Below are 12,574 nucleotides of genomic sequence, written 5' to 3' on the forward strand. Positions count from 1 at the left end.
CGGCTCCCCAGAGGCCCACTATCACGGTCGGCCGGAGTGTCCGCCCTGCCCACCCGCTACGGACCCCAGCCGTCCAAACACGTCAATCAGCTCAACGACATCCCCACCGGAAGCCCGGTCGCGGAGGCCTTCCCGTCATGATCGACGTGGACATCGATGCGGGTATCCCCCACCCGCAGCCCCCGTACCGACACTGCCCCAAGCGGCGCCCCGGACATGGGCCGCAGTGTCACGCGCCCGGCGGGCACGTCAGGATAAATCCCCACCGCCGCATGCGCGATCGTCACCGCCGCAGCCGCCGACCAGGCCTGCGGCCGGCATGCCGCCGGATACGGCACCGGCTGAATCACGCTCTCCCGGCTGTCCCCCGCATACAACTCAGGCAGCCGATACTCGAACGACTCCGCAGCCGCCAGCAGGCCTTCCGCCAGTACCGCGGCCTGGTCGCCGAAGCCCTCGCGGGCCAGTCCGGCGATCACGATGGCCGTGTCGTGCGGCCAGATGGACCCGCAATGGTAGGACAGCGTGCTGTACCCACCCTCCTCCGCCGACATCGTCCGCAACCCGAACCCTTCCGCCATCGCGGGCGAGGCGAGCAGCGCGGCCACCTGCGCGGTTTCCTCCTCCGAAAGCAGCCCGGTGCCGAGCAGATGCCCGATGTTGCTGGTCAACGCGTCCACCGGCCGCTTGTCGTGATCGAGCGCGAGCGCCGGGAACCTCCCATGCGGCCCGTCCACCCAGAACGTGGCACGGAACCGTTCGGCCAGCGCCGCCGCGTACTCGCGCCACTCCTCGGCCCCCGGACGACCGAACGCCTCAAGCAGCGACGCCCCCTGCCGGGCTGCTTGGTAGGCGTATCCCTGCACCTCCACCAGCGCGATCGGCGGCTCGGCCGTGCCGCCATGCCGGAACCGGATGGAATCACCGGAATCCTTCCAGCCCTGGTTGGCCAGACCGTGCCCGCTGGAGTCGATGTATTCGAGGAAGCCATCGCCATCCGGGTCGGCGTGGTCGCGCAGCCAGCCGAGCGCCGCCTCCAGGTTGGGCAGCAGCGCCTCGACCTCGGTCTCCGCGAGCCCCCAGCGCCACGCGTCGTGCAGCAGGCTGATCCAGAGCGGGGTGGCATCGATGGTGCCGTAGTAGGCGGCGGGCAGCCGCTTGTTGTGCGCGGGCTCGACGAACTCCTCCCGGCGCAGCTCGTGCATGATCTTCCCGGGGGCTTCTCCGGTTTCGGGGTCGAGGCGGGTTCCCTGCCGGCGGGCCAGCGTGCGCAGCGTGCCTGCGGCCAGGTCGGTTCCGAGCGGGAGCATCATCGACGCCGCCCAGAGGCTGTCCCGGCCGAACAGCGTCAGGAACCAGGGCACTCCCGCGCCCAGAAAGGTGTCCTCCGGCGCGTCGGCCTCGGTCAGCCGGAGCGAGGCGAGGTCGTCCAGCGCCTGGTCGAGCATCCTGCTCAGCCGCCGGTCAGCGGCGGTCACCCCGGGTACGCTCCACTCCAGTTCCCCGGGCGGCGCGGCCACGACCGCGTCCGGATCCTCGACCATGGTGTCCCAGAACAGGATCACCCGGCTGCGCGGGGCCAGCGTGATCTGCCACACCAGCCGGGAGTCGTCCACGACCGAGGCCCCGGCCCCGGTCGCCACCACCCGGATCCGGCCGGATCGCCACGACAGCTGCCCGGGCCCGGAGCGGACCGCGTCCTGGGTCTCGGTGTCGGCACCGGATTTGACCAGGTTGATCGGGGCGAAGTCGCAGGCCAGCTCGATGCTCACGGTAGCCGTCACGGTCATCGAGGCGGTCGAGGTGATCTCCAAGCTCTCGCTCATACCGGTCGGGCCGATCTCGCGCATCCGGTCGATCCGTACGGTCGGATCCGGCATGCGGTCGCCGAGCCAGCGGGCCAGCGACGTGAAGCGGCTGCGGCCGGGACCGGCCGGGGCGTAGCCGATGGCCTCCGGTTCGCGGCCGTCGACCAGCAGGGTGGCCTGGGACAGCGCTCGGGTGTCGGCGTGGAAGAGCCCCTGCACCCCCGCCGGGCGGATCTGCCCGTCGGCGCCACTGAGCGCGCTGGTGGGCGCCATGACCGTGCTGATCAGGTCGTGCAGCAGCGGTTGCAGGCGATGATCGCCCAGACCGCTGTGCGGTTCGGCAAGCACACGTGGTCCTTTCGTTATCTCCATCCAGCGGCCGTGTTCATGGCCGCGCCTTCGGCACGGCGGGCTTGGCCGCCTTCAGCCTGTGTCTTCCCTCGTCACTCCGGGCCGCTTCGCGACCCTGCGTTCCTCAGTCCAGACGCAGGCGCGGCCAAGCTGGGCCTTGACAGACGGTCGCAGGAGGTGCAGATTGCGAAACAATTCTCTAACTTTGAACGATCAAATCATGCCTTACTTCTATTTGAACGTTCAACCCCCCCGAAAGGTGTGTTCATGGCCGAAAAGGTGACGATCGCCGACGTCGCCCGTGTCGCGGGTGTCTCCCGGCAGACCGTTTCCAACGCTTTGAACACCCCCGAGGTCGTACGCCCGGAGACCCGGCAGCGGGTGCTGGAAGTCGTCGAGGAGCTCGGTTACCGGGTGAACCTCGCGGCCCGGCAGATGCGCACCGGCCGGTCCGGGCTGATCGCCATCCGGGTCGACCCGGTCAGTGACGGCATCAACGGCTCGGTCTTCGACCGGTTCCTGCACGGCTTGACCGAGGCGGCCGCCGAGGCGGGCCACCGGCTACTGCTGTACACCGCCGCCGACGACCACAAGGAGATCGCCGCCTTCGAGGACCTGCTCGGCGCGCACGAGCCGGACGCGTTCGTGCTGACCAGCACCCACCACAAGGATCTCCGCACTACCTGGCTGCTCGACCGGCAGCTGCCGTTCGTCACGTTCGGCCGCCCGTGGAGCGAGCTCCCCGACGTGCGGCACCCGTGGGTGGACGTGGACGGCGCGGCCGGCACCGAGGCGGCCACCGAGCACCTGCTCGCCGCCGGGCACCGCCGGATCGCCTTCATCGGCTGGCCGCCCGGGTCCGGCGTCGGCGACGACCGCCGGCTCGGCTGGGCGCGAGCCCTGGCCGGGGCCGGGCTCGACCCCACCGGCCTGAGCCGGGAGACCCCCGACGGCGCCGCCGAGGGTGAGGCCGTGGCCCGCGACCTGCTGGCCGGCGACCCCGACATCACCGCCCTGGTCTGCGCCAGCGACTCGCTCGCGCTCGGCGCCCTGCAGGTGGCCCGCTCCCCCAACCCCGCCTGGCACAGCGAGGCCTACCGGCGCATCGCCGTGATCGGCTTCGACGACACCCCGGTGGCCAAGGCGATCGGGCTGACCAGCGTGCACCAGCCCCTGACCGAAGCCGCGGCCCGCTGCATGAGCCTGCTCAGCCGGGCCCTCGAAGGATCACCGCCCAGCCACCTCCTGCTCCCGCCCTTCCTGGTGGTGCGGCAGTCCGCCTGACCAGAGATCAGCACAACCCCCGGAAAGACAAGGAATATCGCGATGAAGCGCAGCACCCTTCGAAAGGCGGCCGTCCTGTCCGCCGCGTCCGCCGCCCTGCTCTCGGCAGCCGCCTGCGGCAGCGGTTTCGAGGAGCCGGGCGCCGCTCCCACCCAGGCCCCCGCCTCCGCCGGACCGGCCGACCTGCAGATCATGATCGGTTCCTCCGGCGAGGCGGAGACCAAGGCGGTCAACGACGCCGCCGCCGCGTGGGCCACCAAGACGGGCAACAAGGCCACGGTGACGCCCGCCCAGGACCTCGGCCAGCAACTCGGCCAGGCCTTCGCGGGTGACAGCCCGCCTGACGTGTTCTACGTGGACGCGTCCCGGTTCGCCGACTACGCCAGCGTGGGGGCGCTCGAGCCGTACGGCGACAAGATCTCCAACCCGACCGACTTCTACCAGAGCCTGCGCGACACCTTCACCTACGACGGCAAGTACTACTGCGCGCCCAAGGACTTCTCCACCCTGGCCCTGGTGATCAACACCGACCTGTGGGCCAAGGCCGGGCTGACCGACGCCGACGTGCCGACCACCTGGGACCAGCTCACCGCCACCAGCGAGAAGCTGAAGGCCAAGGACATCACCCCGCTGGCGCTCGGCGACACCCGCGACCGGGTGGGCGCGTTCATGGTCGGCGCGGGCGGCTGGATCATCAGCCCGGACGGCAAGACCGCGACCGCCGACACGCCGGAGAACCTGACGGCGCTGACCTACGTCAAGGGCCTGATGAAGGACAAGTACGCCCAGACGCCCAAGCAGCTGGACTCCGGCTGGGCCGGTGAGGCCTTCGGCAAGGGCAAGGCCGCGATGACGGTCGAGGGCAACTGGATCAAGGGCGCGATGACCAACGACTTCCCCGACGTGAAGTACTCGGTCCACGAGATGCCCGCCGGCCCCAAGGGCAAGGGAACGCTCTCCTTCACCAACTGCTGGGGCATCTCCGCCAAGAGCAAGTACAAGGAGCAGGCCATCAGCTTCGTCGAGGCGATGACCACCGTCGAGCAGCAGATGGCGTTCGCCACGGCGTTCGGCGTCATGCCCTCCCGCCAGTCCGCCAAGGACGCCTACACCGCCGCCTTCCCGAACGACGCCCCCTTCGTGAACGGCGCCGACTACGCGCACGGCCCGGTCAACGCGCCCAAGATGGACAGCGTGCTGGCCGACTTCGACACCGGCATCCAGCAGCTCGACTCGATCGAGCCGAAGACCCTGCTGGAGCGGGTGCAGAAGAACACCACGGCAGCCCTCGGCAACTAACCCCATTCCGCGCCGGTACGGCACTCGCCTCGGGGGGCGGGTGCCGTACCGGGCGGCCCGAAAGGAGGCCGTCGTGGCTGTTGCCGCGCGGCGTCGAGGGTTCTCCACCGCCGCCAGGGAGAATCTCGCGGGCTGGCTGTTCGTGGCGCCGGTCGTCATCATTCTCTGCCTGTTCATGCTGCTGCCGATCCTGATGGCGATGTGGGTGAGCCTGACCGACTGGAACGGGCAGGGCAGCCCGTTCAAATCGAGCGTGCCGTTCGTCGGGACCGAGAACTACAGCCGGCTGTTCACCGAGGACGGGCTCACCCGGCAGGACTTCATGACGAGCCTGCGGAACAACTTCTACTACGTGGTGATCGTGGTGCCCTGCCAGACCGTGCTGGCGCTCGGCCTGGCCCTGATCGTCAACAACAGGCTGCTGCGCGGCAAGTCGTTCTTCCGGGCCGCGTTCTTCTTCCCGTCGGTCACCAGCTCGGTGGCCATCAGCGTGGTGTTCCTGTTCGTGTTCGCCAACTCGGGCGCGGTCAACAGCCTGCTGAGCGTCGTCGGCATCGACGGTCCGCAGTGGTTCTCCGACTCCAGGGGCCTCCTGCACCTGCTGTTGAGCGGGGTCGGCCTGGTGGATCTGGACGCTCCCCCGGCGGCGCTGCTGGAGACGGGTCCGTTCGGCCTGGCCTGGTGGGACTGGCTGTCGGGGCCGAGCGTGGCCATGTCGACCATCATCATGCTGGTCATCTGGACCACCTCGGGCACGTTCATGCTGATGTTCCTGGCCGCGCTGCAGGACATCCCGGTGACCTTGGAAGAGGCCGCCAAACTGGACGGCGCGGGCAAGAAGGGCGTCTTCCGGTATGTGACGCTGCCGATGCTCAAACCCACGCTGTTCCTGGTGCTCACGCTGGGGCTGATCTCCACGTGGCAGATCTTCGACCAGATCTACGTGATGAGCCAGGGCAATCCCGCCAAGACCACCCTGACTCCGGCGTTCCTGTCGTACCAGACGGCCTTCCGGAGCTTCGAGTACGGCTCCGGGACGGCGATCTCGTTCGTGCTGTTCGCCATCATCGTGGTGCTGACGCTGATCCAGCGATGGATCATGCGGGATCGGAAGGTGTGACGTGGCTCGCGACACCACCAGCGGGCGGACGTTGGCCTCGTCCTTTGTCGGCTACTTCGTCCTGATCTTCTTCGCGCTGGTCTTCCTCTACCCGTTCGTGATCCAGATCGGCAACTCGTTCAAGACCGAGTCGGACGCGGCGGCGAACCCGCTGTCCCCGATCCCGGACCCGGTGTCCACCGGCGGATACGAACGGATCTTTCTCGGCACCGATCTGCCGCTGTGGCTGGGCAACTCGATCTGGATCACGATCGTGGTGACTCTCGCGCGGCTGCTTCTCAATTCGATGGCGGGATACGCTCTCGCCCGCCTGCGATTCCGCGGCCGCGCCGGGCTCTTCTCCGCGATCCTCGCCATTCTCGCCGTCCCCGGCGTCGTCCTCTTTATCCCGAAATTTCTGGTTCTGAATCAGCTCGGGATCTACAACAGCTATATCGCGCTGATCCTGCCGGTGATCGTCGACGCCGGCGGCGTCTTCATCATGAAGCAGTTCTTCGAGTCCATTCCGGTGAGCGTCGAAGAAGCCGCCCGGATCGACGGAGCCGGGGTGTTCCGAACGTTCTGGTCGGTTGTGCTGCCCATGGCGCGACCGGCGCTGATCACGCTGACGATCATCTCGTTCCAGGCGACCTGGAACGAGTTCCCGCACAGCCTGGTATCCGTGCAGGATCCAGCGCTGTTCACGCTGCCCCGGGGTCTGGCGGACCTGGTCTCCGGGTCGCTGGGGGTCGGCACCCAGTATCCGCTCAAACTGGGCGCGGCTCTGCTGGCCACCATTCCGGTGGCCATAATCTTCGTTGTCTTCCAGCGCTACTTCGTGCGGGGAGCCAACGAGGGCTCCGACAAGGGTTAGTCGACCCGCCCAATGACCTGGGCGATCGAGGTGTACCCATGTCGGCGCAGGCGGCGGGAGAGCTGGCGATTCATGCGGGACGGCCACAGCGGTCCCGCGTAGATCAGCCCGGTGTAGCCCTGGACCAGGGTGGCGCCGGCGAGAAGACGTTCCCAGACGTCGTCCACGCTCTCCACGCCGCCGACCGAGACGAGCGTGAGCCGGTCCCCGACCTTGGCGTGCAGCCTGCGGAGCACTTCCAGCGAGCGCTCCTTCAACGGCCTGCCGGACAGTCCGCCTTGTTCCGTGGATGAGACGTTTTTTCGGCTGATCGTGGTGTTTGTGGCGATGATTCCGGCGAGGCCGAGTTCCACCGCGAGCTGGGCGACTTCGTCCACGTCTTCGTCGGCCAGGTCGGGCGCGATCTTCACCAGCAGGGGCGTACGGCCCGCGACAGCTTTAACCTGGGTGAGCAGGGGGCGCAGCAGCTCCACGGCCTGCAGGTCGCGCAGGCCCGGGGTGTTGGGCGAGCTGACGTTGACGACCAGGTAGTCGGCCAGCGGAGCCAGCGTCCTGGCGCTGGTCACGTAGTCGCGCGCGGCCTCGTCCTCGGGCACGACCTTGGTCTTGCCGATGTTGACACCGACGACGACCGGGAGGCTGCGGGGCTTTCTGAGGCGTTTGGCCGCCGCTGTCGCGCCGTTGTTGTTGAAGCCCATCCGATTGATGATCGCCCGGTCGCCGATGAGGCGGAACAGGCGGGGGCGGGCGTTGCCCGGCTGCGCGTGCGCGGTGATCGTGCCGACCTCGACGTGGCCGAAGCCCAGCGCGGCCAGCGGCTCCACACATTCCGCGTTCTTGTCGAAACCGGCGGCCAGTCCGAACGGGCTGGGGAAGTGCACGCCGAAGGCCTGGACGCGCAGGGCTTCGTCACGCGGGGCCAGCCAGCCGTGGAGGATCTGCTTCACGAGGGGCAGGAGAGCCAGGATCCGGAGCAACCGGATCGTCAGATGATGAACCGTCTCGGCGTCAGTACGGCTCAGAACTCGCGTGAGCAGGATTCTATACATCACCGACCAGGGTATCGCTCCGCTCTACCACCGCTTATGGCGCCAGGACGGCACAGCGCAATCAGCGCGACGAGACCACCTGGAAAGACCTGATCTCCAGGGTGACAACCGCGTGTAGGCGCGCCGTGACCGCGTCGAAGGACCGGGTCTCCAGAGCGATGACCACACCCGCGCAATCAGCGCACGGCAGTCGCCGGCAACCGGCGCCCGGCTGACAGGCGCTCTTAGCCGGGCCCCACGTCCATGCCCAGGGCGGCGGCGATGGTGATGGCCTGGGAGAAGTCGATTTTCGCGCCGGTGACGGTGGCCGTGCGGGGGTCCAGCGCGGAGAGGTCGCTGCCGCGCAGGTCGCATTCGGTGAAGTCCGTCTGGCGTAACGAAGCGCCGGAGAGGTCGACGCCGCGGAAGGTGGCACGCGCGCAGATGGTGTTTCGCAGGTCGGCCTCGCGGAGCCGCACGCCATCGAAGGTTGTGCCGGTGAGGTCGGCGTAGGGCAGGGCGGCGAAGGACCAGTCGCCGCCGTCTACCTTGAGCAGCGCGAACGTGCAGTCGTCGAAGGTGCTGCCGACCAGTTTGCAGCCGGTGAAGGTGGCGTCGAAGAATGAGCAGCGCACGAACGTGCAGTTGAGGAACGCGGACTCGGTGTGGGTGGAGACGTTGAAGCGCACGCCGCGGAAGGTGCATTCGGAGAAGACCGCGCGACTGCTGGTGGCCTCGGTCATGTCCACATCGACGAACTCGACCCGGTGATGCTCCTGGCCGGACAGGTCATCCCCATCCCAGCTCACCGAACGAATCGTCGTGCCCGCCTCCGGCGGGAGGCCCCTGCGCCCTCGTTCAACCACCAGGCCACCCTACGCACCCCCACCGACAATTCCAGCAGAGCCCGGCCGCTGGCAGATCGGGCCCCGCTGGGTCCCGGCAAGAACCGGGGGCACCGCACATAGGCTGATTAGACGATCTTGCCGGACCAGAGGTTCACGGCGACCTTGTAGACATGTAGGTCTCCCCGTTGAAGTACGGCGAGACGCTGGTGTCATAACGGCTATTACCGTCGGTGTCGGCTACGCCGATGGTGACGCCGTTCAGGCAACCGACGTTCCCGTGACGGCGGACCCTGCCCCGATGCCGACGTTCTCGTGATAGCGGTCTTCTCGGATGGCGATGTTCTCCTGAGGCCGACTTTCTCCTGACGCGGGCCCGGTCATGTGATCGTCTCCTGCCATATGGTCGTTGAGCAGGGACTATCATGACGGAGTTGCGCCCTGGGCGACCCGCGCCGGGGGCGAATAGCGAGGACGCCGTGAACACCACCTCGGACGAGGCTTTCCAGGAATGGCCGTCGACCACCTATCTGGGGTCGTTGGCACCGGAGAGTCGCGCCATGCTGCTGGCGCTCGGTCACCGTCGCGTCATTTCCGATGGCCAGATCTTCATCACCATGGGCGACGAGTCACAGGAAGTCTTCGTGATTCTGCACGGGGTCGCTCGTGTGGAATCTCCGGACGCCCAGGGGCGACTTCAGGTCGTGGACTTTCAGGTTCGCGGCGACACCATCGGCGTGGCGGCGGTCATGCGGCGCTCGCCACGATCGGCGACCGTGCGGGCGACCGGGGAATTCGTCGCGATCGAGATTCCCGGCGAGGACTTCATCAAGTTCCTGATGGACAATCCGCCCGCCCATTTCGCCCTCACCCAGGTGATGCTGGCCCGCGACGAGCGCCGGAAGACCTACCGCCTGGACACGAACCAATATGACGCGCTCACGCTCGTCACCAGGACCCTCATCGAGCTGGCCGACCGGCACGGGGCGAGCACCGAGCACGGAATCGACCTCGACCCGGTCATCGCCCAGACGGACCTGGCGCCGCTCTCGGGAGTGAGCGAGTCCGCCGTGCACAAGGCCCTGCACACGTTGCGCACCGAGGGCGTCATGGGCAGGGGACGCCTTCGCCTCACGATCACTGACGTGGATGCGCTACGTCGCCTGGGAAACCCTCCACCCAAGGCACCCTGACCTGGCTATATGCCAGATTACAACTCACATATTGTAAAAATACAACTCCTGACTTACATTGAGGTCAGGTGGCACTTCGCCATCTCAACGACTCCCTCCAGTTGGAGCGATCATGAGTGGCCGTACATTACGACATTCCGTCTCCCAGTTCCTGTCCGCGTTTCCCCAACCGGTCCGGCCTGATCCGATTCCCACAGCCAGCGCGTACATCGATCTCCGGCAGTCCACCGACCTCACCTCGATGCTCGGGGTCCAGGTGATGCGAGATCTCCTTCAGATCATCTTTTCGCCGGTCGCCCTGCTGGCCGAAGCAGAGGGCGGGAAAATATACGACATGCATGGGGATGGCGCTTTGGTGGCATTTCGCGGTGACAACAGAGTGGATCGTGCTTTCGCCACCGCCATGATGGTTCAGCGAAGTATCGTGGATGAATTTCAACCAGGTTTGGCATCGGCCACATGTAACCAGATCAAACTGAGATTCAGGATCGGAATCGACGACGGCCCGATGTGCTCGGGAATCGTGACCGACCTGAGTGGCCCGGCCCGGACTTTCTGGGTCGGCGGAAACATTGGCAACAAGATATCGCAGGCTATGGAACCGTCTATGGGAATCGCGGTGAGCCAGCGTGCCTTCGATCTCCTCAGTCCTGAGATCCGGGAGAAGGATATCTGGAGCGACCCGGTAGAAATCCTGATCGGCGGCGAGCCGCTCCTCATCAGAACCTGCCCGCAACCTTGAACTCATGTTCTCCCAAATAAACCCAGCCCGCCAGGAGATACGTCATGAACGATCCATTAGCAGGACCCGAGACGGGCCAACTCCAGAAGCGTTCGCCGATAAAACGATGGGCCATCCTCGTCAGCGGTGCGGCATTGCTGGCGCTGGTCGTGTTCATCTTCCCGCCGGCCGCCGCGCCGGTAGGAGTCGCCCTGGCCACGCTGGAGATTCTGCACCGCATGACCCGCCAGTCCCGCTGACGGTAGAATCTACGAGTGACGGTAGTGGTTATCGCGACGCACAGTCCGAAATGGGAATCCGAGGGGAAGGCTCTCGCCGCCGATCTTCAAGCCGCATTAGGGCCGACCGCCCTTCGCGTCGAGCACATTGGCAGCACATCGATTCCCGGCATGGACGCCAAGCCCATCTTCGACCTGCAGGTCAGCGTCAGCGACCTCGACACCGCTGAACAGCCACTGTCCGCCGTCCTGCCCGAGCTAGGTTTCTCCGACACGACCTACTTCCACGACCACGTTCCGGCCGGCTACGGCGACTCCCCCGACGCGTGGCGCAAACGCCTGTGGATGCGACGCGACTCCGTGCACCCCGACGTCAACCTCCATATCCGCCAGGCCGGCTCCCCCGGCGAACGCTTCGCCCTCCTGTTCCGGGACTGGTTCCGCGCCCATCCGGCCGCCGTACCGGCCTATGTCGAGTTCAAACGTTCCCTCGCCGCCATCGTGGCCGACTCGGCGACGTACACCGAGGTGAAGAACCCCGTGGTGGATCTGGTCATCGTCATGGCCGAGGAGTGGGCCCGCCGTACGGGGTGGCGACCCTAAGACAGCCTGGGTGCGCATCCGTCCCTATGCCGGCGCGAGCGCACACGCATTCGTGTCACGTTCTGCCCAGGATGATCGCCGTGCGGAAGGTGTCAGAGCCTTCGAAGCGACGCCGGCGGTGGGTGGTAAGCGGGCTGCTGGTCCTGCCTGCACGGCAACGTGCAGTTCACCAAAGTCCAGGCGGGGCCGGAACCGACCGTAGCGGTCCACAAGGGCGGCCTCGATCTGATTCTCATCGGCAAGCCATAACAGCCGGTGGGCCTGGGCTCCGAAGTAGGTGACCCCCACTCGTCCTCAGGTCGGTCCCGCCACCAGCCAAACTCGACCAGACCGAAGTCGGAGACCACCCCTGACGGCACCTCCACTGCGCGGTCGCACCCGAGCACCTTCTCGACGTCTACCAGTTTGCTGGTGTGATCAAGGCCCAGCACCGTGCCCCTGATCATCAGATCAGCGAAGAAATCCAGGTCAGCCACCTAAGAATTGTCCGGTGAGGACTAGTACGAATACATCCGAATATCGGCGAGGCGCCCGCATGACTCGGCACACGGTGCAAGCGACGACACTTGCGGCCGCAGCCGTTGCTGTCATGGAGATGAAAGGCCCTGGAACAGTTCCTGTTCCAGGGCCATCCAGTTGCGGGAGCCGCCTGCGGCGGTCAGCCTTGTGTTGTCGATTCCGACGAGCACCTAATCGAAGGGGCGTCCTACATGACCCGGGTGTTCATTACAGATCAGGGCGACAAGCATCACTTTTCCCCGGAATGCCGCTCCCTCACAGACGGACGGCAGAGCGGCGAGGTCCAGGGCTACAAGCTCAACGAAATCCGGCAAGTCGATCTGGCGGAGGCGAGCACCTCGGCAAGCCGCAGTGCCAGGGATGGGACCGCACGGGCGGGCTGGACAGGACACGTCTGTGAGTGATCTCGACGCCGCACTGCAAGCCCTGAGAGAGGCGGCCAAACGGCTCGGCCAGTCAGCCGGACACGCAGCCCATATCTTCCACGCCCAGGCCGCGATGGGCTGGGTGTACCGGGGCGACCTCGACCGGCTTCACGAAGTGCTGGAGAGGATGACGCCCGACCAACTGCAGGAGCTATCGACTGCCGCCGCCCTGCTCGGCTCGGCTGCCGACGAGGCGCTGAGGGAGAAGAATTAGGAGTCCATATGCCTCGACGTCCGGGAAGGGATGCTCGCGGTCCCCTAACGCGAGGTGGGTTCCTCGGTGTCC

Annotated in this window: 13 protein-coding genes; 10 read left to right on the forward strand and 3 right to left on the reverse strand. The window is 66.7% G+C overall.

The genetic code is table 11. From position 1 onward, the window contains the following. Nucleotides 1-86: 86 nt before the first annotated feature. Nucleotides 87-2,156 carry an amylo-alpha-1,6-glucosidase gene (locus Aple_RS47125; RefSeq protein ID WP_246265428.1) on the reverse strand — a complete coding sequence of 690 codons (2,070 nt, stop codon included), beginning with the start codon at nucleotides 2,154-2,156 and terminating at the stop codon, nucleotides 87-89. 270 nt (nucleotides 2,157-2,426) lie between these two features. Here Aple_RS47125 and Aple_RS47130 point away from each other — a divergent pair, with 270 nt between their 5' ends. From Aple_RS47130 to Aple_RS47145, 4 genes are all read left to right on the forward strand, one after another. Then, nucleotides 2,427-3,443 (forward strand): LacI family DNA-binding transcriptional regulator, encoded by a 1,017-nt coding sequence (locus Aple_RS47130; RefSeq protein ID WP_155351316.1) that lies wholly within the window; start codon nucleotides 2,427-2,429, stop codon nucleotides 3,441-3,443. 42 nt (nucleotides 3,444-3,485) lie between these two features. Continuing rightward, nucleotides 3,486-4,742, forward strand: a complete 1,257-nt coding sequence (locus tag Aple_RS47135) for a sugar ABC transporter substrate-binding protein (RefSeq protein WP_155351317.1) — start codon at nucleotides 3,486-3,488, stop codon at nucleotides 4,740-4,742. A 73-nt stretch (nucleotides 4,743-4,815) separates the two neighbouring features. After that, nucleotides 4,816-5,862, forward strand: coding sequence for a carbohydrate ABC transporter permease (locus Aple_RS47140; protein WP_218038882.1), 1,047 nt, complete (start codon nucleotides 4,816-4,818; stop codon nucleotides 5,860-5,862). 1 nt (nucleotide 5,863) lies between these two features. Further along, a complete protein-coding gene (locus Aple_RS47145; protein ID WP_155351318.1) occupies nucleotides 5,864-6,715 on the forward strand; it encodes a carbohydrate ABC transporter permease in 852 nt (283 codons plus the stop codon). On the opposite strand, the gene Aple_RS47150 is transcribed toward Aple_RS47145, so the two are convergent. Then, on the reverse strand, nucleotides 6,712-7,764 hold the full coding sequence (locus tag Aple_RS47150) for a quinone-dependent dihydroorotate dehydrogenase (RefSeq protein WP_174889982.1): 1,053 nt from the start codon (nucleotides 7,762-7,764) through the stop codon (nucleotides 6,712-6,714). The two genes, Aple_RS47145 and Aple_RS47150, sit on opposite strands and share 4 nt — an antisense overlap. Before the next feature lie 224 nt (nucleotides 7,765-7,988). Continuing rightward, complete coding sequence (locus tag Aple_RS47155) at nucleotides 7,989-8,609, reverse strand: pentapeptide repeat-containing protein (RefSeq protein ID WP_246265429.1); 621 nt, start codon at nucleotides 8,607-8,609, stop codon at nucleotides 7,989-7,991. 404 nt (nucleotides 8,610-9,013) lie between these two features. Between Aple_RS47155 and Aple_RS47160 the strand changes: the two genes are divergently transcribed. The 6 genes from Aple_RS47160 (at nucleotide 9,014) to Aple_RS47185 (ending at nucleotide 12,502) form a co-directional block, all read left to right on the forward strand. Continuing rightward, complete coding sequence (locus Aple_RS47160; RefSeq protein ID WP_155351320.1) at nucleotides 9,014-9,781, forward strand: Crp/Fnr family transcriptional regulator; 768 nt, start codon at nucleotides 9,014-9,016, stop codon at nucleotides 9,779-9,781. 112 nt (nucleotides 9,782-9,893) lie between these two features. Further along, entirely contained in the window at nucleotides 9,894-10,523 is a 630-nt protein-coding gene (locus Aple_RS47165) for an adenylate/guanylate cyclase domain-containing protein (RefSeq protein WP_155351321.1), read from the forward strand. Nucleotides 10,524-10,567: 44 nt separating this feature from the next. Beyond that, complete coding sequence (locus Aple_RS47170; RefSeq protein WP_155351322.1) at nucleotides 10,568-10,762, forward strand: hypothetical protein; 195 nt, start codon at nucleotides 10,568-10,570, stop codon at nucleotides 10,760-10,762. Nucleotides 10,763-10,777: 15 nt separating this feature from the next. After that, nucleotides 10,778-11,344: a GrpB family protein gene (locus tag Aple_RS47175; RefSeq protein ID WP_218038883.1), complete on the forward strand. Its 567-nt coding sequence runs from the start codon at nucleotides 10,778-10,780 to the stop codon at nucleotides 11,342-11,344. 710 nt (nucleotides 11,345-12,054) lie between these two features. Continuing rightward, nucleotides 12,055-12,267: a hypothetical protein gene (locus Aple_RS47180; protein ID WP_155351323.1), complete on the forward strand. Its 213-nt coding sequence runs from the start codon at nucleotides 12,055-12,057 to the stop codon at nucleotides 12,265-12,267. Further along, nucleotides 12,260-12,502: a hypothetical protein gene (locus tag Aple_RS47185; protein ID WP_155351324.1), complete on the forward strand. Its 243-nt coding sequence runs from the start codon at nucleotides 12,260-12,262 to the stop codon at nucleotides 12,500-12,502. The genes Aple_RS47180 and Aple_RS47185 overlap by 8 nt, the downstream gene beginning before the upstream one ends. The last annotated feature ends 72 nt before the right edge of the window (nucleotides 12,503-12,574 follow it).

The organism is Acrocarpospora pleiomorpha, assembly GCF_009687885.1.
Taxonomy (GTDB): domain Bacteria; phylum Actinomycetota; class Actinomycetes; order Streptosporangiales; family Streptosporangiaceae; genus Acrocarpospora; species Acrocarpospora pleiomorpha.